A 23,911-nucleotide genomic window follows, 5' to 3' on the forward strand; every position below is an offset into this window, starting at 1 on the left:
AACCTTTTAAAAATTAAAAAATAGACTGAAATTTTATATACAAACTTTCAGTCTATCCCTTAAACATTGATCTAATTTAATATTTATTTTACTGAGGCCAATAATGAAAATTGTTAAGGCAGAGGTTTTTGTAACCTGTCCAGATCGAAATTTTGTCACCTTAAAAATCACAACCAGTGAAGGGTTTGTAGGCATTGGTGACGCCACACTAAATGGACGAGAGCTATCAGTAGCCTCTTATTTAGAAGATCACTTATGTCCGCAGTTAATCGATTTAGATCCTTCTCGAATTGAAGATATCTGGCAGACTTTTTATAAAGGGGCTTACTGGAGACGTGGACCAGTTACCATGACAGCTATTGCGGCAATTGATATGGCACTATGGGATATAAAAGGAAAAGTAGCGGGATTGCCTGTTTACGATTTACTTGGTGGCGCTTCTCGTGAAGGTGTGATGGTTTATTGCCATGCTACCGGACACAGCATTAATGACCTACTAGACGATTACGCAAAACACAAAGAAATGGGATTTAAAGCGATTCGAGTACAAAGCAAAGTCCCAGGAATTGAGCGCAGTTATGGTATCAGTAAAAATCAAGGCGAGGCTTATGAGCCAGCAGCAAAAGGAATAAGACCTAATGTTGAGTCTTGGTCATCAGAAAAATATTTGAATTTCGCGCCAAAAATGTTCGATGCTATTCGTAATAAATTTGGTTTTGATGATCATGTTCTACATGACGTCCACCATAGATTAACCCCTATTGAAGCCGGACGTTTAGGAAAGAGCATTGAAGAATACAGCCTTTTCTGGATGGAAGATCCAACACCTGCAGAAAACCAAGAAGCATTTCGTTTAATTCGCCAACATACCACAACCCCTATTGCTGTAGGCGAAGTGTTCAACAGCATTTGGGATTGCAAGCAACTGATTGAAGAACAACTTATAGATTATATTAGATCTACGGTGACTCATGCTGGTGGTATCACACATATGCGCCGTATTGCTGACTTTGCCGCTATGTATCAAGTTAAAACAGGTGCTCATGGTCCTTCAGATATATCTCCAATTGGCATGGCTGCAGGTTTGCATTTGGATATGTGGGTACCAAACTTTGGTGTTCAAGAGTTTATGGGATACTCAGAAAAAATGTTATCGGTATTCAATACAAATTGGCGATTTGAAAATGGCTATATGCACCCAAGTGATAAACCTGGGTTAGGCATAGAGTTTAATGAAGTGGAAGCTAAAAAATATCCCTATCAACCAGCCAGTTTACCAATAGCTCGACTTGAAGATGGCACGCTTTGCAATTGGTAATAATATTCATCAAGAGTGGTTCTTGACGGTCAACCTCACAGTTAAGTTAAAGAGATATAATGAGAACTAATGCAACAACAGCGCTACCACAGCAAGTTATTGTGCCTGCCTATGATCGTAATCGCCTAACTACCAAGATAGTGCATTTTGGTTTTGGAGCCTTTCACCGTGCGCACCAAGGTGTTTACACGGATGAATTGGCTAATCAATTTAATAGTGACTGGGGCATTTGCGAAGTCAGTTTATATAGTGGTAAGCCGCTGCTCGAACAGTTGCAACAACAGGATCATTTGTATTCCGTCGTTGAAAAAAACGCAATTGGACCTGTGATTAAAGTCATAGGTTGTGTACGTGAATCAATGCATCCAGATATTGATGGTAAACAAGCAATCATAGATAAAATGGCAGAGCCACAGATAGCAATTGTTTCATTAACTATCACGGAAAAAGGCTATTGTTGCGACACTAATACTGGCCAATTAAATTCTTTGCATCCTCTTATCCAACACGACCTGCAATCACCAACAGCGCCTAATTCAGTTATCGGTTATCTGGTTCAAGCATTAAGAGTTCGGCGTGATAAAGGCCTACCCGCTTTTACCGTGATGTCTTGTGATAATTTGCAAGAGAATGGACATGTCACTCGTGATACGGTAGTGGGTTTTGCCCGTTTACTTGATACCTCTCTCGCAGATTGGATTCAAAAAAACGTGACTTTTCCTTGTACCATGGTAGACAGAATCGTTCCTGCTGTAACAGAAGATTCCTTAGATGAAATAACAAAGTTATTAGGTGTTAGTGACCCATGTGGCGTGGTTTGTGAAGCATTTCGTCAATGGGTTATTGAAGATAACTTCGTTGCAGGACGCCCTGATTGGAACTTGGTTGGTGCAGAGTTTGTGAATGACGTAATTCCGTTTGAAGAAATGAAGCTTAGAATGTTGAATGGCAGTCATTCATTTCTGGCTTATTTAGGTTACCTAGCAGGCTACGAATATATCGCTGATGCCATGGCGGATCCTGCCTTTAAAAAAGCAGCATTAGCACTCATGCTAAATGAGCAAGCTCCGACATTAACGATGCCGAAAGGTACTGATTTAGAGGTATATGCTGCTTCGCTAATTGATCGTTATTGCAATACCAATATAAAGCATCGTACTTGGCAGATTGCCATGGACGGAAGTCAAAAGTTGCCTCCGCGATTATTGAACTCCATTCGATATCATCTAAAGAACGGATCTGATTTTACACATTTAGCTTTAGCCGTAGCGGGTTGGATGCGCTATGTATCAGGTGTGGATAAACAAGGTGAAGCAATTGATGTTCGTGACCCACTAGCAGCTACTTTAAAATCTATTTGTGATAAACACGGGCCTAATGTTTCCGTTGTCAAAGCGTTGGTTTTAGTCGATGAGATTTTTGCTAAAGACTTAATCAAGAGCGAAGTATTTATAAATTCTATTGAAATGGCTTACCAAACACTGTTGCTGAAAGGCGCAAAACATTCTGTTGCAGAGCTATAGGAGACAGTTATGAAAGAATTTATGGGTGATGATTTTTTATTGACGAACCCAACTGCCTATCGGCTGTATCATGATTACGCCAAAGACTTACCAATTTTTGATTATCACAGCCATTTAAGTGCTAAAGATATTGCGGAAAATCGACAATATAACAACTTGGCTGAAGCTTGGCTGCAAGGTGACCATTACAAATGGCGGGGGATGCGTGCCGCGGGTATTGATGAGTCATACATTACTGGAACTAGGTCAGATTATGAAAAATTTCAGGCATGGGCAAGCACTGTACCGAAATGTTTAGGCAACCCACTGTATCATTGGACGCATTTAGAATTACGCCGTCCTTTCGGTATTAATGATATTCAGCTTGAACCTGAAACTGCGGATAGTATTTGGGCTCACTGTAATGAAAAACTCTCACAGCCTGAATATTCCAGTCGCGGTATTTTACAACAAATGAATGTTCATATGGTTGGTACCACTGACGACCCCATAGACTCCTTAGAATATCACGCCATGATTGCCAAGGATGACAGCTTTTCTGTAGCTGTTTTGCCAAGTTGGCGACCTGATAGAGCTTTTAAAATAGAAAATGAAGGCTTCTCGGAATATATGCAAGCGCTGGAAAATGTCACAGGCATTGATATAGTTCGCTTTGAAGATTTGCTTGCTGCATTAAACTTACGCCTAGATCACTTTAACGAACATGGTTGTTGTACAGCGGATCATGGCATTGAAATATTGCGTTATGCCGAGATCCCAACACTTACTAAGCTTGATGACATTTTACAATTGGCTATGAAGCAAAAGCCATTAACCGAAGATCAAATCGCCCAATTCACTACCGCTGTTTTAGTCTGGTTAGGGCGTCAATACACCCGATTAGGCTGGGTAATGCAATTACATCTGGGCGCGTTAAGAGACAACAATAGCCGTATGCTGGTCACCATTGGGCCAAATACAGGTTATGACTCTATCGCTGATACTAGTTATGCAAAGGAATTGTCATCTTTGCTGAATGCGATGGATATGACGGATGAGTTACCCAAAACAGTACTCTATTGCTTAAACCCAAGAGATAACGAAATGCTGGCAACCATGGCTGGAAATTTTCAGGGTGGTGGCATTGCCGGTAAAATTCAGTTCGGTTCTGGTTGGTGGTTTAACGATCAAAAAGACGGTATGGAAAGACAACTCCAGCAGCTTTCTCAGCTGGGTTTACTCAGTCAATTTATCGGTATGTTGACGGATTCTCGAAGTATTCTGTCTTTTACTCGTCATGAGTATTTCAGACGAATTTTATGCAATATGTTGGGCGAATGGGTTGAGCAAGGAGAAGTACCAAACAGGGATGATTTGCTAGTTCCTATTATCAAAGATATTTGTTTTTATAATGCACAACGCTATTTTATAAGTAATAAATAAACCGAAGTGCAAAATAATTTTTTAAAGAAACAAAGCAATTAACTTAAAACAATTAAAAATAAAAAACCTCCAATGCACTGCATTGGAGGTTTTATTTAATTCAGCAAAAAATTGCTATAGTGTTACTTTCCTGTTGCGCGAGAAACGTAGTCGCCAGTACGAGTATCAACACGAAGAACTTCACCGATGTTGATAAACAGTGGTACACGAACCATAGCACCAGTTACCAAGAAAGCAGGCTTAGAACCGCCGTTAGCCGTATCGCCTTTTACACCTGGATCCGTTTCTTTTACTTCCAGTTCGATGAAGTTAGGAGCAGCAACCGCCAATGGCGCACCGTTGTATAGAGTTACAACGTATTTTTCTTGCTCTTTCAGCCACTTAATCGTGTCGCCTACTGCTGTTTCATCTGCTGCGTGTTGTTCAAAAGAACCATCTACAGCCATGAAGTGCCAGAACTCGCCGTCGGTGTACAAGTACTCCATATCGGTGTCCATTACGTCAGCTGTTTCTAGCGTATCACCAGATTTAAAAGTACGCTCCCAAACACGACCAGTTTTTAGGTTACGCAGCTTGATGCGGTTAAAGGCTTGGCCTTTACCTGGTTTAACGTGTTCGTTATCGATAATCGCACATGGATCGCCGTCGACCATTACTTTAGAACCGCTGCGCATTTCGCTGGTAGAAATATTAGCCATACATCCTCACAGTATATTTTTAGAGAAAAGGCTCTGACTGGCGTATCATGTCAGTCCCAAGATCTCTGCAAACTTCTTTTTATGCCATTAAGAACCGCTAAATAGACAAGTAAAAAGAGCGTTTGCAAAGATCTCTGAGAGCCACTGGCCGAGTAGGCCAAAATAAGTTGGCGCAATCATAACCCAAATGAACACAATTTTGCAGATATTTGACGTGATCCCTATTCAAACAAAGAACAATTTAAGCTGGTCGCAGCACCTGTCACAGGCCCTAACCTCCTTACCTGAATTGGTTGAGCGCTTAGGCTTGCCAAAAAGTCTTGCTCAACAAGGCATAGAAGCGCATCAGAGCTTCAAATTACTGGTGCCGCGCCCTTATTTGTCTCGCATCGAATATGGCAACCCTAATGATCCGCTACTACTGCAAGTCTTACCCAGCATCGCAGAGATGCAAAAAGTCGTAGGTTATACAAAAGACCCGCTAGAAGAAGCCGATCACAATCCACAAAAAGCCATAGTGCATAAATACAAGCGCCGTTTATTGGTTATTACCACTGGCACTTGCGCAGTAAATTGCCGTTACTGTTTCCGTCGTCATTTTCCTTACGGTGACAATCAACTAGCGCAAGCGGAGTGGGACTCGGTAATCGACTATTTAAAAGCCCATCCAGAAATCAACGAAGTGATCTTAAGCGGTGGCGACCCCTTGATGATGAAAGACGCTTTGCTCGCTGACAAAGTCCGCAAGCTTGATGCGTTGCCACAAATAAAACGCCTACGCATTCACTCACGCTTGCCCGTGGTGATTCCAGATCGAGTTTGCGATGAGATGCTAGCGTGGATCAAGGCAAGTCGCCTCGACATTGTGATGGTGTGGCATATTAATCATGCCAATGAAATGGACGAAGAGCTCGCTCAGGCAGCCTATAAGCTGAAAAGAACGGGCGTCACCTTGCTCAACCAAGGTGTTCTATTAAAAGGCGTCAACGATTCGGTAGAAGCTCAAGTCAATTTGAGCGAAGCCGTGTTTGATGCTGGGATTTTGCCTTACTACATGTTCACGCTAGATCCGGTAGAGGGCGCGGCACATTTTGATATCTCAATCGAAGACGCGCAACGCTTGATGGGAAAAGTGGCTGCGGAATTGCCAGGTTATTTAGTCCCAAGGCTCGCCAAGGAAATCCCCGGCAAGCCTGCAAAAAGCGTGTTTGCACCGATTTTCAATGAACTCGATAAGTAGCTTCTCGCCTTGTCATTCGTTTTATTTAGCGTTACCTGAGCAACGCAATTCGACCGACTTTTACTTGCTGGCGTCGAATACTAACGTTCGGTGCTAGCTGGTATAAGTCGCCATTTCGACCGATCAATTGATCCGGCACATGGCTGAGTTTCGCCACGTCAGCGTTAGCATCCAAATGTTTCGGCTCGCCATGAACGGGAATCGCCAATTGCGGTTGTACCCAAGTATAGAGCTGCTTGAGTTCTTCTCGGCAAGGGTGACCGCTCACATGAATGGTTAAGTCGGTTTCATGAGCTTGCAAGGTGCGGATTTTCCGACCTTTAAATTGCTCGGCTAATCTGTCTATGGCCTGCTCATTGCCGGGAATGCGCATGGAACTAAAAATCACCAAATCGTCTGCTTCAAGACTCAAGTCAAAGCAATTATCGGCAGCCAATCGGTTCAAGGTTGCCCTTGGTTCCCCTTGGCTTCCTGTGACCACCGCCAATACTTCTTCTCTTGGTAAATAGCCGAGATGCGTAGCGTCGATAATCGGTAAATCATCCGGCCAATGACCTGTAGCTCGTGCAGCACTAACCATGTTTGTCAGCGATCTTCCGATCAAAGCAAGATAACGACCGGTTTCTTTTGCGACTAATCCCAATGCCACTAAACGCGCGACGTTACTGCTGAAACAGCCCACCACAACTCGTTTTTTTTCTGCTTCTATGGTTTTTAATAAGCCCTGATAACAATCACTTTCAGATGGCGAGAAACCATCTTTTAGCGCGTTCGTTGAATCGCACACCATGGCGAGAATATTTTCTTTGGCTAACGCCTTAAACGCTGATGGAGAAAACGCGTCACCCAGAATGGGCTTTTTATCGATTTTCCAATCACCTGTATGAAAGATACGTCCTGCAGGCGTGTCTATGGTCATCGCATAAGGCTCTGGAACAGAGTGAGTCAATCCCAACCATTTGACATTAAACACGCCAATCTTTTTGGTTTCGTTTTCTTTCACTTCTATAATCGGCACTTGGTCGGTCAAACCCACTTGAACCAACTTACGACGCAACACTTCTGCAGTAAAAGCCGTAGTGTAAACCGGACATTTGAAACGTCGCCACAAAAAAGGCAAAGCACCCACATGGTCTTCATGGGCATGAGTAATGACGATGCCGGCTAAACGTTCTTTTTGTTCAGTAATAAAACTCGGATCAGCACAAACGATTTCGGAGGTACGCAGGTCATCCGGCGTCAATGGCTCGTTAAAGGAAACACCGCAATCGACCATCAACCATTGCCCGTCATGGCCATATAGGTTCATGTTCATGCCGATCTCGCCGGTGCCGCCTAAAGGCAAAAACCATAAGTCGTCTTGCGAGGGAATCAATGATGAAATAACGCACTCCTTGTAAATACAGACTGGATATTAGTCAATTCTCTCTATGGTACGCATTTTTCGTGAATATCCCAGCGTGCTCGTAACGATCGGATAAAAGAAACCCAAAATAAAAAACCTCTTTCTATTTTTGAGATAAAAAGAGGTTTTTCTCGAGCTAAAAAACAATAACGATGAAGTAGTAAAGAGCTGTGCACGACGTCATGATCGAAGACTAGCAGCAGTCGTGCAAAGGTATCTATAGAACTTCGTCACCATTCGCTATCACAGTATCACGCACAATTTGAGTGTATTCCACGGCTTCTTTAATAATCGCGGCTTCATCTACGGTGAGTATTTTCTTGTCTTCCATAAGGATTTTGCCGTCAACTATACTGTGTCGAACATCGCTAGGATAAGCAGAATAAACCAAGGCAGAGTAAGGATTATACATAGGTACCATATGCGGAGCCTTGGTATCCACGACGATAATATCTGCTAATTTTCCAACTTCTAATGAACCAACACGATCTTCCATATGCAGCGCTTTTGCTGCACCCATGGTTGCCATATCAATGACTTTAATCGGTGGCATAGCCGCACGATCTTGATTAACCAATTTATGGACCTTAGCAACCTGCCCAAATTCAGCAATAGTACTTAGATTATTGCCAGACATTGGACCATCTGTCCCTAGACCAATCCGAACACCTTCGTCATACATTTTTAGAGCAGGCGAAACACCTTTCGCCGACTTGATATTTGCGCTCATGTTATGCGCCACGCCCATGCCACTTTCTTTAACAAGCTCAATATCATGATCGTCTACTAGAATCATATGAGCGCCAACTAAATGATCATTCAAAGCACCAATATCATGCATATATTGAACAGGGCTTTTACCGTCAGCTCGCTCGGCAATTTTTTCTTGCTCGGTGTGAGATTCGGCTAAATGGATCAGCACCGGCACGTTTTTCTCTTTGGATAATTCAGCTACTCGCTGCAACACTTCAGTGGTGTTTGTATAAGGAGCATGAGGCGCGAACGCTGGTGTAATGCGTGGATGGTCTTTGTATTCTTCAATGAATCTTAACGCGTAGTTAATACCTTCTTCGGCGTTTTTAGCGTCTGCGACCGGAAATTTAATCACAGTCTCACCAAGCACAGCACGCATGCCGATTTGATCAACCGTTTTAGCGACTTCATCTTCAAAATAATACATATCGGCGTAGGTAGTAACACCGCCACGCAACATCTCGACATTGCCAAGATTAGCGCCAATACGCACCATATCACGGGTAATTAGCTTGTTTTCAAGAGGGAAAATATAACGATGCAAACGGTCTGGCACATCATCTGCTAAAGAACGTAAAACCGTCATAGATACGTGGGTATGAGTATTTATTAAGCCTGGCATTACGATATCGCCTTGCACATCCAATACTTTTTTCGCGTCAAATTGAGCGGCTAATGACGCATCACCTACAGCGAAAATTTTATTTCCTTTAATCGCAACAACACCATGGTGATATAGCGTTTTACTGTTATCCATAGTCAAAACGGTAGCGTCTTTGATTAACAAATCAACAGACTCAGCACTCCATAATGGCGCTGAAAATGTTGTCGTTGCTAATACTGCCAATAAGACACTTTTTTTAAACTGCATTCGATTGTCCTTTATTAGATAATGTTCCAAATAGGTCGCTTTTTAACGGCGACGTTACTTAATAATACCTGCATGTTTTATTCCAACACAGAAGCATGTTCAAAATTTAGGATTAGAAATTGAATCATAACATCGTCACCAAGCTTCAAAGTGGTCTTGGCAAAGCCTTAACCTACTTCATTTTATTATCCTGTTTGGCTATTTTGGTACTCTATCTTGTACAGCGCTTTGGGACGCAATACGCCGAAGACAAAATTCAAGAACAGCTTAATCAATCTGGTTTAGCACCTTTTGTCCATTATGAAAGCATTCACCTTGATCCATTCACTCTGACGCCCTCTCTGGAAAATGTCAGCTTTGGTACTGAAAATGCACCTTGGCTACGCTTCGCTAGAATTTCGTTTAATAGCTACCCAATCAAATACCCTGATTTAGATGTAGAATTTTGGATACAAGAAAGCCCAATCGGCAGCTTATCCCGTGATACACGAAACCTAATGCGTGCAGGTGGAATTGAAACCTTACTTGGTAAAGGCTCTTTTACTTCCAAGGTTGAGGGTGAAAAAGTCTCGTCTCAATTCAAACTAGACATAAAGGATATTGGCAAGCTAGATCTGTCTTCTAAAATCAACGTATTGGATCATGGCATCATCATGTCTGATCTACGTTCTGACGTACTCGCATCGTTTGCATTAGGCCAGCCCGAAGCGCTACCCATCATCTATGGTGACGCCATTGAACTGCATTCTTTAGAGGTGAAATACGAAGAATCAGGATTAATCACTCATCTGTTTCCTCAATCGGCTGTTTTGCGAGATTCACCAGGAAATCAGTCGAACGGTCTGAGATACGCAAGCCAAGCATTGGGGCTTGCGTCAGCAGATTCGGAAGAAGCGAAACACGTTGCCGATACATTATTAACGTTTTTAATGCAGCCTGAAAAACTGAGCCTAACTATGCAACCTTCTTCGGCTCTCAGTCTAAAAGAGCTAGTGTTAATGGCAAACAAAGGTACTCTTTATAAAGACAGTAAAATGACGTTACTGAACAATTAGCAAGGCGCTACTATATTAACAAGACTCTATTTTACAGCCCAAGTGTCTCCACGCATGGGCTGTAAAAACCATCAAAAATCTAAAAAGGATTAAACATTTCCCGATAAGACTGATTAGAAGTTGCTCTGGCAATACCTTTCACCATCCTAAAAATCGACCAAATCCAAACACAAAACAACAAAATATAGCCGATAAAAAATAACGTCAGTATCACGCCAATCACGCTCCAAAAGATCCCCCACCAAAAAGTACCAATAATATTAGCGTAGTGATCTTCAAAAAAAGTGCCACGGGCCTCATCTGCTTTTACCATGGCCCAAATGGCACCGATAAACCAAAAGACACCCGTGAATATGCCTAACAACATAAAAACATAGGCAATCACCACATTACTTTTTGCGTTTTCCTCTCGTGGCGTTAACGGTCTAAGACGGTTATCTGGTTCAAATCCGGACATATATAAACACTCCGTTATCCAATAAAAATTTGTCTAATAAGCATAATGGGGATGCTTTTAAAATTATCGCCCTCTTCTTATCCAGTTTTATGATTTCTTTTCAATACGAATACTTGTAACGTGTTCTTTCCCCACTCTGTTTTTCACTCATACTGCCTAGGAATACCATGACAAATGTGACGATTTTAGTCGATGTTCAAAATGTCTATTACACCACGAGACAAGCGTTTGGACGCTCTTTCGACTACAACACTTTTTGGCAACAAGCGACTGAAGGTCGAAATGTCGTAAAGGCCATCGCTTACGCCATAGACAGAGGCGATGAGAAACAACGACAGTTTCAAAATATCCTACGAGCGATTGGCTTTGAAGTGAAATTGAAACCCTTCATTCAACGCTCGGATGGCTCAGCAAAAGGCGACTGGGATGTGGGTATTGCTATCGATGGCATAGAGCATGGTAAAGATAGCGATGTCCTTGTTTTGCTTTCTGGCGATGGCGACTTCGATATTCTCGCTAAAACACTCAGGGAAAAATACCAAACTAAAGTAGAAGTCTATGGCGTTGAATCCTTAACTGCACAGTCATTAATCAATGCTGCCGATTCTTTTACCGCCATCGGTAACAAATTGTTACTTAAATAGATCAAACTAGTCTATATTTTTAAGAGAGAATATGTCCCCTTAAGAATCCTTACTGATTATTTTATATACAGAAAGTGACGAAATGACGACTCAAACAAACTTCTTATTATTGGAAACAAGAGACACCCTGCATAAGTGGCTGAGCCTAGTCACGGGTGTAATCATGATCTTTTACTGCTTTCTTAATGTCGTCATCTTAAACCAAATTACCATTGGCATTATTGATGCTATTTTTGGCCTAATAAATTTGTATTTTTTTAGAGCGGCTCAGCTAGAAAAAGCAAAAAAATGGCATACCTACATGCTAACTTTCTCAATCACAGCTGCTGTCATTTATGCTTTTTATTTTGCAGATCTAAGAGCAGGCTCTATTTACTGGTTTCTTGTCTTACCACCGCTATATTGCCTACTTGCAGGTCCAAAACTTGGACTCTTCTATACTATTCTCTTGTCCATACCTGCTCTTGCTATTTTATTCATTAAATCCGATACAGAGAATTTCATCCCCTATCGATCTGTTCTTAACTTCGTATTAGCCTACTTTTTGTCCTACGCCATTTGCTATTTATATGAAACTCAATATGCAAAAAGCAGCCTACTCCTAGAAAAAATGGCCTTCCAAGACCCACTAACAGGTGCGCAAAATCGTCACGCGTTAAGACTTTTTTTTGATCACTTCAATAAAGCAGCGGTAGACCCTTTTCAGGAAAAAGAGCAAGAAGAAACCCGCCTGCTGATTATAGATATTGACCACTTTAAAAGCGTCAATGATGAATTTGGGCATGATGTTGGCGATTCAGTACTAATTGAAATGACTGAACTACTACACTATTGTATAAACAATGATCATGTATATCGTATTGGCGGAGAAGAGTTTCTTATTGTCTTAAATGATTACACCCAAACTCAAGCATTTGATTTTGCGGAAACTATTCGCAAAACAGTAGAAAACTCTATTTTTAGAACTCACCAACAAAACATCAAAATCACCGTGAGCATTGGCATAGCACAGCTCAACAAAGGGCAATCATTCAGAGAGTTTTTACGCGTCGCTGATAAAAACCTTTACACTGCGAAAAATGAAGGACGCAACTTAGTACATTATGGATCGATGAGTGTTACCGAGGCGGTTTAAGAGCACACCTTATAACTGACTATTATTTACTACTTCCATGGCTCTTAAGTGAATCATCAATGAGTACACGACGTTACCCACATTCCTCCGTGTCACCTGAGGAATTCCACAAATGGCTAAGCGCGTTAATTTGCGTATTGAACTGCGTCTATTTTTTACTAAACATGATGGTTATGCAAAAATTTGGCATTGGAGCCGTGCAGATCACCGTCGCAGTATTTAGCGGTTATTGCTTTTATAAATCGTCAAAAGGCCTGTACCAACCTTGGCATAGCTACACCTTACTAACTTCATTAACCTTAAGTATTCTACTTTCTATTGCCGTTATGGAGCTGGTAGCAGGAGCAACCTATTGGGGCCTTGCTTTACCTTTTTGGTATTACAGTTTGTTTGGCTTAAGAAAAGGCTTTATTTTTAGTGCGGTTATCGTGCTATCTACAGCAACGGTTATATTTTTTCGTACCGACACGAATATATTTATGCCTTATAGAACGATATTCAACTTTACTTTGGTTTATTGCTCTATTTGGCTTGTGTGCCATGTCTACGAAGTACAACGTCAAAAAACCAGCGAACTCCTCCACTCACTTGCATTACAAGACGACTTAACAGACCTACAAAATCGTCATGCTCTAAAAGCCGACTTTCGAGCTTTCCACAAAAATTTTGAAAACATGCACATGCTTATTATTGATATTGACCACTTCAAAAATATCAATGATAAATACGGTCACGATATTGGTGACTCAGTACTTATAAAGGTTGCTGATACCCTGACGCAATCCATTCAGACAAAAGAGATATACCGCTTAGGCGGAGAAGAATTCATCATTCTATTAAAAAATATCAGTGATGAAGAGGCTTGTAGGCAAGCAGAAAAAGTCAGAAAGGCAATAGAACTAGGAATATTCTTTAGCCATAACGAACCAATCAAACTAACTGTGAGTATTGGTATTAGCTCATTACGGCCGGAGCATGAATTCACCGATTTCCTTCGCGCAGCAGATCAAAAACTCTACCAAGCAAAACGTGAGGGCCGGAATAGAGTCTGCGCTTAGCTGCTAAAAGTTTCCAAAAATAACGCTTCAACCTTTTCTCTGGCCCAAGGGGTTTTACGCAAAAACTTCAAACTGGACTTCACTGAAGGATCGCTTTTGAAACAATTAATATTGATACGAATCGACAACTCCTCCCAACCGTAATGCTCCACCAGATCCGTGACAACCTTCTCTAGTTTCACACCATGCAAAGGGTTATTAACTTGTGTTCCGACCATGTCTGTTTATTCCTATAACTCAATTAGCTATTTAGCCGAGAGTATACAGCAAGCCGGAAAAAGCCGCTTAAAGATATTGCGGCTAATTCCAGCTTCGTGCTGGTCTCGCTTCTAATAACTAATCAGTTAATGGAACCCAAAGGCCATTATTTTGGCTCGAATAAACGGTAGCTGTGATAAATCGCATTCCATGTAACCCCGTTGCCAATGTTGGTAAATTAGGATTCGGTGTTGATGTAAGCAGCTGCTCGGCAAACTCACGATACAAATTCGCAAACGCCTCTAAATAACCTTCAGGATGACCAGACGGAATACGAGAAACCAATGTGGCCGCCTCGCTCAAATAGCTATTGCCTCGACGAAGGCGTTGGCTTGGTTCACCTAACACAGAATAAATCAGCTCATTAGGTGATTCCTGATGCCACTCGATGCCGGCTTTATCGCCATAAATCCGCAACGACAAGGCATTCTCATTGCCAGGAGCCACTTGGCTCGCCCACAAATGACCTTTAGCTCCGTTTTCATAGCGCAACAGAATATTCGCGTCATCGTCCAAAGCTCGCCCTTCAACCCAGCTGGATAAATCCGCCAAAACTTCTTTACCCTGAGTATTACCTACAAAACACGCCAATTGATAAGCATGACTGCCGATGTCACCAACACAGCCTGCCAAACCAGCTTGAGCAGGGTCCGAACGCCAAACCGCTTGTTTGTTGCCGGTTTGCTCTAACGACTGTGTTAACCAATCCTGCACGTATTCCACTTGTATAGAACGAATTTCACCCAACTTACCCTCTTTCACCATGGCACGCGCTTCGCGCACCATAGGATAAGCGGAATAATTATGCGTTAACAAAAACTGTGCTTGGCTTGCTTCTGCCACTTGATAAAGCGCTTTGGCTTCTGCCAAAGTCGCGGTCAGCGGCTTATCGCAAATGACATGAATACCTCTTTTAAGAAACGCCATCGCCACAGGTGCATGCAGATGGTTGGGTGTCACTATGGACACCACGTCAATACCATCTTCACGCTCACTTTCCTGACGCGCCATTTCTTCAAAATCCACATAGGATCGAGTAATTCCAAGCGCTTGTGCTGAACGTTCTGCTTTATCTGATTGGCTCGATAACGCCCCAGCCACCAATTCATAGTGGTCATCAAGGCGAGCGGCAAAACGATGCACTTCACCTATAAAAGCACCTTCGCCACCACCTACCATACCAAGACGCAAACGGCGTTTGCTTGCTTCAGCCATAATATTACTCCAACCCCAACATACGACGATTCGCTTGCGCATCGACACCACTGTCAGCAAAATCATCAAAGGCTTTATCGGTCACTCGGATAATAAAGTCTTGAATATGTTGCGCGCCCTCGCGAGCCCCATCTTCAGGGTGTTTCAAACAACATTCCCATTCCAATACCGCCCAGCCTGCAAAATCATAGGCGGTGAGCTTGGAGAAAATGCCTTTAAAATCCACCTGTCCATCGCCGATAGAACGAAAACGCCCAGGACGATCTACCCAATTTTGGAAACCACCATAAACACCACATTTACCATTCAAATTCAGTTCCGCGTCTTTCACATGGAACATCTTGATGCGGTCATGGTAGTGATCGATAAAGGCCAGATAGTCCAAATGCTGTAACACGAAGTGGCTCGGATCATAAAGAATGTTCGCCCGTTGATGATGATCAACTTCATCAAGAAAGCGCTCAAAGGTCACGCCGTCATGAAGGTCTTCACCGGGATGAATTTCATAACAAAGATCCACGCCAGCCTCATCAAATGCCTCTAGAATAGGCTTCCAACGTCTGCCCAGCTCTGAAAACGCTTCTTCAACTAAGCCCGCTGGGCGCTGTGGCCAAGGGTAAAAATACGGCCATGCTAATGCGCCGGAAAAGGTCGCATGAGCATTTAGACCAAGACGTTTTGACGCCTTGGCGGCCATTTTCAATTGTTCCACTGCCCACGCTTGGCGAGCATCCGGATTACCTCTTACGCTCGGATCGGCAAAGCCATCAAACGCCTCATCATAGGCTGGATGAACCGCCACCAGCTGACCTTGTAAATGCGTGGATAATTCCGATATCACCACGCCATGCTTTGCCGCCGTAGCAATTAGCTCGTCACAATAGTCTTGGCTATTTGCGGCGCGCTCGAGATCCATCAAGCGCTTATCCCAAGTGGGAACTTGCACGCCTTTGTAACCCAATGAGGCAACCCAACCACAAATCCCGTCGAAACTATTGAAAGGTGCTTCATCGCCCACAAACTGGGCAAGGAAAATCGCTGGTCCTTGTATCGTCTTCATAATGTCCTCCTAAAAACAGGCTGCAAGCAAGGCTTTAGCGGCCTCTGGGTCAAGTGCGCGAGGACGATCACAATGGGTAGTCATTTTGATGGATTGTCCACTCTCTCCTGACGCCAAAATTGCCGTCATCACTTCCACCCCATGCAATGCTCGGTCAAGTGAGCACATATGATCGCGCCCCATGTGAATCGCCATTCCCATTTCAGCTAAACCTGCGGCACGATAATTTGCCTTGGCAAGCTCGCCATGGATTTGATTTGGCACGCCAAACGGATGATCCCAGAGTTTCAAGGGCATCTCACGACCCTCTTGAATCAGCGATACTTTTCCGCCAAAAAAGTTAGGGTCAGGCAAATACATAGAGCCCTTACTACCATATAACTCCATATGGGAATGCTGATGGACTTGCACATCCCAACTTGCGCCCAGCGTAATCATTGCCCCATTTTTAAAGCTCAAAATGGCATGAATTGTCGTTGGAGTTTCCACTTCTATCATGTCACCAGATCTTGGCTGGCTAGTAATTTTACGTTGCTTACGAGGAATCGATGTTTTGGCAATCACAGACTCCACAGGTCCTAATAGTTGAATCAAGTTAGCAATGTAGTATGGTCCCAAATCAAGAATCGGACCGCCACCCGCCTTAAAGAAAAAGTCTGGATTTGGGTGCCAGCTTTCCATTCCTGCCCCCATCACATGACAAGTACCAGAGTACACATCACCAATCTCGCCTTTATCTAATAAGTGTCGAGCAAACTGATGCGAACCACCCATAAAGGTGTCTGGTGCACTGCCGACTTTGAGTCCTTTCTTCAGTGAAAGCGCTTTCATTTTTTGACCGTCTTCAAGGCTCAAAACCAAAGGCTTTTCTGAATAAACATGTTTTCCAGCTTCAAGAGCTTGCATGCTTACCGCATAATGTGCTGCAGGAATGGTTAAATTAACAATAACATCAATATCTTGAGAGGCTAATAACTCATCAACACTGCGAGATTCAATACCATATTTTTGTGCTTTCTCAGCGGATAATTCAGTGTTTAAATCAGCACAAGCAACCATCTTAAGACCACAAAACTGCGGAGCCAAAGATAAGTAACTGTCCGAAATATTTCCGCAGCCAATCAGCCCAACCTTCAAAATGGTTTTCATACTGTCGCTCCTTTTAGTAAGGCTTTTGCTCCTGTTAACGCACGATTAGCGAAACGAGATAAATCATTCGGATTATCATGCTCCATTACAAAAGCACTAGCTGGTGTTGAACGCACAACAGGCCACCATTCACGCCAAGGCAATGTTCCGTGAGTAAAGTCCGCCCAACCATCTTCATCTTGGCATTCCCCTTCTGGCGCGATGTCTTTTAAATGTACAGCACAAATACGGTCACGATACTTAGTTAGCCATTCAATCGGGTCTTGTCCGCCTTTGACCACCCAAGACACATCCATCTCCCATTTAATATTCGGGCCGCCTTCTAGAATCTGCGTCATGGGCAAAGAACCATCGGCTAAAGCCTCAAATTCAAAGTTGTGGTTATGCCAACCAAATTCAAAACCAGCATTGATGGTTTTTTCTCTAATGGCTTCTAGCCGCTGTCCCAACTCAAACCAACCTTGTGCATTGTCAGGACGTTGATCTGGCAAAATATAAGGACAAATAATCGTGTGCATATTCAGGGTTTTAGCGATATACAAAGCCTGCTGAATATTGTTTTCCAACATGGTTAAATCAAAATGCCCAGTTGGCATAGTTAATTGATGTTTTTCTAATAAGCTTTTTAATTCATCCAATTGACCATACAAACCACCATAGCCTTCCACTTGCTGATAACCAGCTTGGTGTAAAAGAGCAAAAACCTCATCGAGAGATTTAGTATTACGGGCGCTATAAAGCTGAAATGAAAATTCGTTCATATCGTTTCCTTTTTATTTTTATTGCCAGGACTGTTGGCTTAAAGCCGCACTTCGCTTTGCTTCGAAAAGAGATGAGCTTTTTTGGGATCAAGATAAATATCGACTTCCTCATCCCATTTAAGCTGATGGTCTCCATGAACTTTTACTGACCATTTACGGTTCATGAAATCAAACCAAACAATGGTTTCATCGCCCATTGGTTCAATAATATCAATACTGACTGATGCCAATTTCACATAACCATCACGGGCTTCAATAGCCAAATGTTCTGGCCGAATTCCTAAGTAAGCAGACGTATCATGATCCCCTTGATTGATAAATTCGTAGCCCATTAAATTGACGCGATAATCATGATAAACAAAGTTTTCACCAACAATACGGCCTTCTAAAAGGTTCATACTCGGCGAACCAATAAATTGCGCGACAAAAAGATTACACGGCTTATGGTAAATATCCGCTGGAGAACTAAGCTGCTGGATTTCGCCATCTTTCATGATGGCAATTCGATCTGCCAAAGTAAGCGCTTCTACCTGATCGTGAGTCACATACACCATGGTGTTTTTTAATTGCTGATGCAGACGTTTAATTTCGACACGTAAATCGGCGCGCAACTTAGCATCTAAATTCGACAAGGGTTCATCAAATAAAAAGACATCCACATCTCGAACTAAAGCACGACCTATCGCCACACGCTGACGTTGTCCGCCAGACAATTCAGACGGTTTGCGATCTAACAATGGCTCGATCTGCAGAATCTTCGCCGCGCGGTCCACTCGCTCACGAATTTCATCTTTTGCCATGCCTTTGACTTTCAAGCCAAAAGACAAATTCTTTTCCACTGTCATCTGTGGGTACAAAGCATAAGACTGAAAAACCATGCCGATTCCACGATCTTTAGGCTCTTCCCAAGTCACGTTACGATCGTTAATCCAAATCTGCCCAGCGGAGATATCCAACAAGCCAGCAATACAGTTAAGCAAGGTCGATTTGCCACAACCTGAAGAGCCAAGCAGAACCAAAAACTCGCCCTTTTTAATATCAAGATTAAGCTGCTTCAAAACATGCGCGTCTTGATACTTAAGATCCAACTCTTTAATAGATATACTGTTCATCGCCTTACCCCTTCACCGCGCCAGCCGCTATGCCACGCACAAAATATTTGCCAGACAACAAATAAATAGCCAGCGGTACTAACGCTGTAAGAATCGTCGCCGCCATATTCACGTTGTATTCACGTACGCCAAATGTCGTGGCCACAATATTGTTTAATTGCACTGTCATTGGCAGGTTCTCTCGACCGGCAAAAATCAGTCCCAATAAATAATCATTCCAAATACCAGTGGTCTGTAAAATCACTGCGACAACGGTTACAGGAATAGATAGCGGCATCATGATTTGAAAAAAAATCTGCCAGAAATTCGCCCCATCTACACGAGCAGCTTTAAACAACTCATCGGGTAACGATGAAAAATAATTGCGGAATAACAAAGTCATAATGGGCATACCAAAAATGGTGTGAATCAAAATAATCCCCGTTAAAGAGCCATAAAGACCAACCTCGCGAAGGAAAATAATCAGCGGAAAGATCACTACTTGAAAAGGCACAAAGGCGCCAAACAGTAAAAGACCAAACAATAAATTTGAGCCTTTAAAACGCCAGAATGACAAAGCATAACCATTGATCGAACCGAGGATGATAGATATCGCCACACTTGGAATCGTAATCTTTACCGAGTTCCAGAAACCCGTTTGTATGCCATTACACTCCACCCCAGAGCAGGCCTCACCCCACGCTTTTACCCAGGCGGCAAAACTTGGGTCGCCAGGTAACGAAAAAAGCTCCCCTAAGCGAATCTCAGGCATACCTTTTAGCGATGTAATCAACATCACATACAAGGGGATACAAAAGAAAACGGCAGCACTGAATAAAAATGCATAAACGCCAAGCCGTGATACTGTGGTTTTTTTCGGTTTTGGCCCATGTGGACCAGTTAGTTGAATCTGTTCCATGATCGACTCCTAATGTTTCGTTGGACGAACATATTCGCGATAAATCCAAGGACCAATGACCAAGAGTACTGGAAGCAACATCATGGTCGCCGCCGCCATTCCTAGGCCAACATTGCCACGGGCTGTAATGTGATCAATAACAAACTTAGCTGGCATCTCCGTCGACATGCCAGGGCCGCCACCGGTTTGTGCAACAATAAGGTCATAAACCCGCACCACGCCAACCGCGAGCAGCACCACAGAAGTAATCATCACTGGTCGCATCATTGGCAGAACGATAAATAGGTAGGTCCTCCATGTTGGAATGCCATCCACACGAGCCGCTTTCCAGATTTCGCCATCAATGCCTCGCAAACCTGCCAACATCAAAGCCATCACTAGCCCAGATGATTGCCACACAGCAGCGATCAGTACACCATAAATGGCATACTGTGGATCGACCAAAGGCGCAAATTCGAAAGACTCCCAGCCCATGCGCTGAACCACATTTTGAAGACCAAGAGAAGGTTCCATCATCCATTGCCAAACCAATCCAGTTACTACTAGGGACATAGCATAGGGATAAAGGAATAAGGTTCGAAAACCACTTTCAAAACGTACTTTCTGATCCAGAAAGACCGCCATAAAAAAACCGGAAACTAAACACAAGGCGATAAATAACACACCGTACAAAAATAAGTTTTCGACTGATACTATCCACCGAGACGTTCCCCATAGTCGCTCATATTGATCCAATCCAACCCAATTGAAATTAGGGAACAAGCGTGATTTCGTGAAAGAAAGCACCACCGAATAACCGACACAAACAACAAACACACCAATTGCTACGATCGCCATAGGAGCACTGGCTAATAACGAAGAAATTTGCACACGTTTTGTTCGTCTGGGTTTAGACACTTTTGCTGAAGTAACCATAGTCTCTTCCATCTTGAACTCCTTTTGAAATACGAGAATTAACCGCCAGTACTGCATCTTTAGTACTAGAAACTCTAGAGAAACTGGTGGTTATTCTGATTATCGAAGGTTACTCAGCGTCTTCGATGATGCCTTTGAAAATGCTAAGCGCAGTGTCAACAGACATACTTGGTTCGTTCCAGAAAGTAGAAACTAGATCTTGAACCTGCCCATTCGTATCTTCCGTAATGTAATTATTTGCAGGTGTGATAGTAGCTTTGGGGTCATCCAACAAAGCGAGACCTTTTTTCATACATGCATCGGCTACATCTAAATCGACATCCGCGCGCACAGGCAAGGAGCCTTTAGTATTATTAAATTTTGCTTGAATAGTTGGACTCAACATCATAGAAGCTAACTTCATTTGTGCCGCTTCAAGGTTTTTATCAGAGGATTTAGGGAAGATAAATGCATCACCCCCAAGAGTAAGAGAAGGACGTTTTGCGGGTCCAGGAATACAACCGTAATCCACTTCGGCGACTTTTCCTGCCGCAGCAAACTCACCACGAGCCCAGTCCCCCATTACTTGTGCAGCGGCTTTGCCAGTGATAACCATATTAGTGGCATCATTCCAGTTTCGACCAGGTGCACCTGCATCCGTAAACTGACGTAACGCACCAAACGTTTCGAAGACTTTACGCATTTTATCGCTGCTAGCAGCCTTGGGGTCCTTATCTTTCCATACACTATTCCAGAATTTTTCGTCTGTCATACCAATCATCACCACATCAAAAACATGGCGCTCTTGCCAACCTTGTCCACCAAATGCCAAAGGAATATAGCCTGCCGCTTGGATCTTAGGGGCAACCGTTAAAAACTCTTCCCATGTATGCGGCTCTTTCACTCCCACATCAGCAAAGACTTTCTTATTCGTCCAAAGCCATTGATTAGAGTGAATATTGACGGGCACACAATAAATGCCGCCGTCTTTCATACAGGGGTTTAAAATACTGGAAGGACGAATAAAATTCTTCCAGCCTTCTTTTTCCGCAACCGGAGTGAGATCAAGGAGAAGACCTTCTTCAATCAATTCTTCGAACTGACGAGAGGTATTGAATTGTGCGGCACCAGGTGCATCACCACCAAGAATACGCTGCATAGTAAGTGATCGTGCATTTTCGCCCAATGCAACAGCCGTATCGACCCATTTATCGTTACCGAGTTTGTTATATTCTTCAGCTAACACAGTAACGGCTTTTTGCTCACCACCTGATGTCCACCAATGAATCACTTCCACATCAGCTGCTTGCACCGATGCACTCATAAAACCTGCCCCTATTGTGGCAGCAAACAGTTTTTTACCCATCATATTATTTTTATCCTCTATTGGGTTTTTGTCCTCAATACTTCCTCGCGAAAGGCTTGAGCTGAAAATGGTAAAACTTGAAATGAAACCGCTTTCATGAACAAATATTAGACAATAAAAGATCCCCGTCAATACTTTTTACTTATTTGTTTTGAGGGCAACTAAGTCAAACTAAGCAGATTGACGAACAATTAACTCAGGGAAAAAAGTCGTTTTTAAAGGGAAATGAGCACCATAAACGCTGTTTAAAAGCAGATATGCGGTGGCTTCAGCCATATCATATAAAGGCAATTTTATGGTGGTAATACTTGGGGAATAATACTTAGACATATCAAGGTCATCAAAACCTATTATGGCAATATCTTCGGGAACCTTAACACCATGCTCGGCGCATACATGCAGTGCTCCCATCGCCATAATATCATTAGCAAAAAAGATCGCTGTTGGTTTATCTTCTCGCTCTAAAATAGATTGCATATGAGTCATGCCAGAATTCGCACTAAAGTTACCTTCAAGTTGAAAATGCAGGGCAATATCTGCTTTTTGTAGCGCTTTTTGGCAGCCTAAATAACGCTGGTACGCATCATGTTTCCATAATGGGCCAGTGACAGTCGCAATTTTTTTATGGCCTTTATCAATAAGATATTGGGTCGCCATTTCACCACCCGCAAAATTATCGAAAGAAATACTATGACCGTCGTCACCAGGAAAATGTTGGTTTAAAACAAAAACAGGGCAACGCTTATTAATAACCGCAATTTCCTCTTCTGACATAAAGTTTGTCAGTACAACCAAGGCATCAACTTGACGTTTAATCAAAAAATCGACGGCTTCACGTTCGCCTTCTAACGATCCGTTACCACTGGCGATAATCACATGACGATCACCACCTCGCAAGGCTTTTTCAACCCCACTCGCAGCAGGGCCGTAGTAAGCGGTATCAATGCGAGATGCAACCAAACCAATGGTATAGGTTTTGTTACTAGCAAGTGAACGAGCCGCCTGATTAGGGCTATAAGAGAGTGTATTAATAGCATCCAACACCCGAGATTTTGTCTCGTCTTTGACTGGCGTGGTGCCACTCAACACTCGAGAAACCGTGGCTTTAGAAACGCCTGCAAGTGTGGCAACTTGAGTAATGGTGCTCATTGTTTTTTTCAAGCTAATACCCTAGGAAAAGAAAACGCTAAAGATTTATTATACTTCGACAGGACGATTATCCTGTGGTAATTCTGTAACCGATTAAAATAAATAATACGACGGCATTTGACTAATACAACAAATCCCCGAAAAATAGCGCAAAACATAGGAGAATAATTTCATGGGTATCTTATCTAGCCTTAAAGGGCTATTTGCAGGTGGCGAAAGCGCACCAGAAAAAGCCGAAGACGTCGTAGAACACAAAGGTTTTTCAATTATACCAGCACCAATGAAAGATGGTGGCCAATATCGCGTTGCTGCAACCATCACCAAAGGCGAAGGTGAAGAACAAAAAACACACAAATTCATTCGTTCTGATCTCATGCCAAACCGCGACGAATGTATTGAAATAACATTGCGCAAAGCCAAGCTTACGATTGATCAGCTAGGTGATAATATTTTCGGCTAATACGAAGGAA

23 protein-coding genes are annotated in these 23,911 nt (G+C 42.8%); 9 read left to right on the plus strand and 14 right to left on the minus strand.

The annotated features are described in order from the left end of the window. The first annotated feature begins 103 nt into the window (after positions 1-103). Genes manD through uxaC form a run of 3 tightly spaced genes read left to right on the plus strand, consistent with a single transcriptional unit; the run spans position 104 to position 4,263 of the window. Positions 104-1,318, plus strand: coding sequence for a D-mannonate dehydratase ManD (gene manD / locus BUA59_RS14380; RefSeq protein WP_072840385.1), 1,215 nt, complete (start codon positions 104-106; stop codon positions 1,316-1,318). 59 nt (positions 1,319-1,377) lie between these two features. Next, positions 1,378-2,841, plus strand: a complete 1,464-nt coding sequence (locus BUA59_RS14385; protein ID WP_072840386.1) for a mannitol dehydrogenase family protein — start codon at positions 1,378-1,380, stop codon at positions 2,839-2,841. 9 nt (positions 2,842-2,850) lie between these two features. After that, positions 2,851-4,263: a glucuronate isomerase gene (gene uxaC, locus BUA59_RS14390; RefSeq protein WP_072840387.1), complete on the plus strand. Its 1,413-nt coding sequence runs from the start codon at positions 2,851-2,853 to the stop codon at positions 4,261-4,263. A 122-nt stretch (positions 4,264-4,385) separates the two neighbouring features. On the opposite strand, the gene efp is transcribed toward uxaC, so the two are convergent. Beyond that, the gene (gene efp, locus BUA59_RS14395; protein WP_072840388.1) at positions 4,386-4,961 is read right to left on the minus strand and encodes an elongation factor P; all 576 of its coding nucleotides are present in this window, start codon (positions 4,959-4,961) and stop codon (positions 4,386-4,388) included. Positions 4,962-5,148: 187 nt separating this feature from the next. Here efp and epmB point away from each other — a divergent pair, with 187 nt between their 5' ends. After that, entirely contained in the window at positions 5,149-6,201 is a 1,053-nt protein-coding gene (gene epmB / locus BUA59_RS14400; protein ID WP_072840389.1) for an EF-P beta-lysylation protein EpmB, read from the plus strand. A 31-nt stretch (positions 6,202-6,232) separates the two neighbouring features. Here epmB and BUA59_RS14405 read toward each other — a convergent pair whose 3' ends face one another. Continuing rightward, a complete protein-coding gene (locus BUA59_RS14405) occupies positions 6,233-7,516 on the minus strand; it encodes a ribonuclease J (protein ID WP_245813159.1) in 1,284 nt (427 codons plus the stop codon). Between the two features lie 307 nt (positions 7,517-7,823). Further along, positions 7,824-9,230: an amidohydrolase gene (locus BUA59_RS14410; protein WP_072840390.1), complete on the minus strand. Its 1,407-nt coding sequence runs from the start codon at positions 9,228-9,230 to the stop codon at positions 7,824-7,826. A gap of 119 nt (positions 9,231-9,349) precedes the next feature. Here BUA59_RS14410 and BUA59_RS14415 point away from each other — a divergent pair, with 119 nt between their 5' ends. Continuing rightward, entirely contained in the window at positions 9,350-10,285 is a 936-nt protein-coding gene (locus BUA59_RS14415) for a hypothetical protein (RefSeq protein ID WP_072840391.1), read from the plus strand. A 79-nt stretch (positions 10,286-10,364) separates the two neighbouring features. Here the strand turns inward: BUA59_RS14415 and BUA59_RS14420 are convergent, their stop codons facing one another. After that, positions 10,365-10,742 carry a DUF4870 family protein gene (locus tag BUA59_RS14420; RefSeq protein WP_072840392.1) on the minus strand — a complete coding sequence of 126 codons (378 nt, stop codon included), beginning with the start codon at positions 10,740-10,742 and terminating at the stop codon, positions 10,365-10,367. A gap of 167 nt (positions 10,743-10,909) precedes the next feature. Here BUA59_RS14420 and BUA59_RS14425 point away from each other — a divergent pair, with 167 nt between their 5' ends. The 3 genes from BUA59_RS14425 to BUA59_RS14435 all read left to right on the plus strand — a co-directional run bounded on the left by BUA59_RS14425 (position 10,910) and on the right by BUA59_RS14435 (position 13,579). After that, the gene (locus BUA59_RS14425; protein ID WP_072840393.1) at positions 10,910-11,386 is read left to right on the plus strand and encodes a LabA-like NYN domain-containing protein; all 477 of its coding nucleotides are present in this window, start codon (positions 10,910-10,912) and stop codon (positions 11,384-11,386) included. Between the two features lie 82 nt (positions 11,387-11,468). Continuing rightward, the gene (locus BUA59_RS14430) at positions 11,469-12,521 is read left to right on the plus strand and encodes a GGDEF domain-containing protein (RefSeq protein WP_245813160.1); all 1,053 of its coding nucleotides are present in this window, start codon (positions 11,469-11,471) and stop codon (positions 12,519-12,521) included. A 59-nt stretch (positions 12,522-12,580) separates the two neighbouring features. After that, positions 12,581-13,579, plus strand: a complete 999-nt coding sequence (locus tag BUA59_RS14435) for a GGDEF domain-containing protein (protein WP_084122456.1) — start codon at positions 12,581-12,583, stop codon at positions 13,577-13,579. Here BUA59_RS14435 and BUA59_RS14440 read toward each other — a convergent pair. The 10 genes from BUA59_RS14440 to BUA59_RS14485 form a co-directional block, all read right to left on the minus strand. Then, a complete protein-coding gene (locus BUA59_RS14440; protein ID WP_072840395.1) occupies positions 13,576-13,797 on the minus strand; it encodes a VF530 family protein in 222 nt (73 codons plus the stop codon). The genes BUA59_RS14435 and BUA59_RS14440 overlap by 4 nt on opposite strands. Before the next feature lie 118 nt (positions 13,798-13,915). Further along, positions 13,916-15,052, minus strand: a complete 1,137-nt coding sequence (locus BUA59_RS14445) for a Gfo/Idh/MocA family protein (protein ID WP_072840396.1) — start codon at positions 15,050-15,052, stop codon at positions 13,916-13,918. Positions 15,053-15,056: 4 nt separating this feature from the next. Next, positions 15,057-16,112, minus strand: a complete 1,056-nt coding sequence (locus tag BUA59_RS14450) for a sugar phosphate isomerase/epimerase family protein (protein WP_072840397.1) — start codon at positions 16,110-16,112, stop codon at positions 15,057-15,059. Positions 16,113-16,121: 9 nt separating this feature from the next. Beyond that, positions 16,122-17,261, minus strand: coding sequence for a Gfo/Idh/MocA family protein (locus BUA59_RS14455; protein WP_072840398.1), 1,140 nt, complete (start codon positions 17,259-17,261; stop codon positions 16,122-16,124). Further along, positions 17,258-18,022, minus strand: a complete 765-nt coding sequence (locus BUA59_RS14460; RefSeq protein ID WP_012068605.1) for a sugar phosphate isomerase/epimerase family protein — start codon at positions 18,020-18,022, stop codon at positions 17,258-17,260. Before BUA59_RS14460 ends, BUA59_RS14455 begins: the two co-directional genes overlap by 4 nt. A 38-nt stretch (positions 18,023-18,060) precedes the next feature. Beyond that, complete coding sequence (locus BUA59_RS14465) at positions 18,061-19,134, minus strand: ABC transporter ATP-binding protein (RefSeq protein WP_072840399.1); 1,074 nt, start codon at positions 19,132-19,134, stop codon at positions 18,061-18,063. A gap of 4 nt (positions 19,135-19,138) precedes the next feature. Next, entirely contained in the window at positions 19,139-20,032 is an 894-nt protein-coding gene (locus tag BUA59_RS14470) for a carbohydrate ABC transporter permease (protein ID WP_072840400.1), read from the minus strand. A gap of 9 nt (positions 20,033-20,041) precedes the next feature. Beyond that, positions 20,042-20,959, minus strand: a complete 918-nt coding sequence (locus BUA59_RS14475) for a carbohydrate ABC transporter permease (RefSeq protein WP_139248887.1) — start codon at positions 20,957-20,959, stop codon at positions 20,042-20,044. A 97-nt stretch (positions 20,960-21,056) separates the two neighbouring features. Beyond that, a complete protein-coding gene (locus tag BUA59_RS14480) occupies positions 21,057-22,295 on the minus strand; it encodes an ABC transporter substrate-binding protein (RefSeq protein ID WP_012068601.1) in 1,239 nt (412 codons plus the stop codon). 168 nt (positions 22,296-22,463) lie between these two features. After that, on the minus strand, positions 22,464-23,453 hold the full coding sequence (locus BUA59_RS14485) for a LacI family DNA-binding transcriptional regulator (RefSeq protein ID WP_084122458.1): 990 nt from the start codon (positions 23,451-23,453) through the stop codon (positions 22,464-22,466). Positions 23,454-23,613: 160 nt separating this feature from the next. Here BUA59_RS14485 and BUA59_RS14490 point away from each other — a divergent pair, with 160 nt between their 5' ends. Further along, positions 23,614-23,901, plus strand: coding sequence for an HlyU family transcriptional regulator (locus BUA59_RS14490; protein ID WP_012068599.1), 288 nt, complete (start codon positions 23,614-23,616; stop codon positions 23,899-23,901). Positions 23,902-23,911: the final 10 nt, after the last annotated feature.

The organism is Marinomonas polaris DSM 16579 (genome assembly GCF_900129155.1).
Classification (GTDB): Bacteria; Pseudomonadota; Gammaproteobacteria; order Pseudomonadales; family Marinomonadaceae; genus Marinomonas; species Marinomonas polaris.

Coding starts and splice junctions, on each gene's coding strand:
- manD (WP_072840385.1), top strand. CDS start 104: ATGAAAATTGTTAAGGCAGAGGTTTTTGTAACCTGTCCAGATCGAAAT.
- uxaC (WP_072840387.1), top strand. CDS start 2,851: ATGAAAGAATTTATGGGTGATGATTTTTTATTGACGAACCCAACTGCC.
- BUA59_RS14465 (WP_072840399.1), bottom strand. CDS start 19,134: ATGAACAGTATATCTATTAAAGAGTTGGATCTTAAGTATCAAGACGCG.
- BUA59_RS14430 (WP_245813160.1), top strand. CDS start 11,469: ATGACGACTCAAACAAACTTCTTATTATTGGAAACAAGAGACACCCTG.
- BUA59_RS14445 (WP_072840396.1), bottom strand. CDS start 15,052: ATGGCTGAAGCAAGCAAACGCCGTTTGCGTCTTGGTATGGTAGGTGGT.
- epmB (WP_072840389.1), top strand. CDS start 5,149: ATGAACACAATTTTGCAGATATTTGACGTGATCCCTATTCAAACAAAG.
- efp (WP_072840388.1), bottom strand. CDS start 4,961: ATGGCTAATATTTCTACCAGCGAAATGCGCAGCGGTTCTAAAGTAATG.
- BUA59_RS14450 (WP_072840397.1), bottom strand. CDS start 16,112: ATGAAGACGATACAAGGACCAGCGATTTTCCTTGCCCAGTTTGTGGGC.
- BUA59_RS14435 (WP_084122456.1), top strand. CDS start 12,581: ATGAGTACACGACGTTACCCACATTCCTCCGTGTCACCTGAGGAATTC.
- BUA59_RS14425 (WP_072840393.1), top strand. CDS start 10,910: ATGACAAATGTGACGATTTTAGTCGATGTTCAAAATGTCTATTACACC.
- BUA59_RS14385 (WP_072840386.1), top strand. CDS start 1,378: ATGAGAACTAATGCAACAACAGCGCTACCACAGCAAGTTATTGTGCCT.
- BUA59_RS14405 (WP_245813159.1), bottom strand. CDS start 7,516: ATGAACATGAACCTATATGGCCATGACGGGCAATGGTTGATGGTCGAT.
- BUA59_RS14440 (WP_072840395.1), bottom strand. CDS start 13,797: ATGGTCGGAACACAAGTTAATAACCCTTTGCATGGTGTGAAACTAGAG.
- BUA59_RS14420 (WP_072840392.1), bottom strand. CDS start 10,742: ATGTCCGGATTTGAACCAGATAACCGTCTTAGACCGTTAACGCCACGA.
- BUA59_RS14480 (WP_012068601.1), bottom strand. CDS start 22,295: ATGATGGGTAAAAAACTGTTTGCTGCCACAATAGGGGCAGGTTTTATG.
- BUA59_RS14490 (WP_012068599.1), top strand. CDS start 23,614: ATGGGTATCTTATCTAGCCTTAAAGGGCTATTTGCAGGTGGCGAAAGC.
- BUA59_RS14460 (WP_012068605.1), bottom strand. CDS start 18,022: ATGAACGAATTTTCATTTCAGCTTTATAGCGCCCGTAATACTAAATCT.
- BUA59_RS14455 (WP_072840398.1), bottom strand. CDS start 17,261: ATGAAAACCATTTTGAAGGTTGGGCTGATTGGCTGCGGAAATATTTCG.
- BUA59_RS14470 (WP_072840400.1), bottom strand. CDS start 20,032: ATGGAACAGATTCAACTAACTGGTCCACATGGGCCAAAACCGAAAAAA.
- BUA59_RS14475 (WP_139248887.1), bottom strand. CDS start 20,959: ATGGAAGAGACTATGGTTACTTCAGCAAAAGTGTCTAAACCCAGACGA.
- BUA59_RS14410 (WP_072840390.1), bottom strand. CDS start 9,230: ATGCAGTTTAAAAAAAGTGTCTTATTGGCAGTATTAGCAACGACAACA.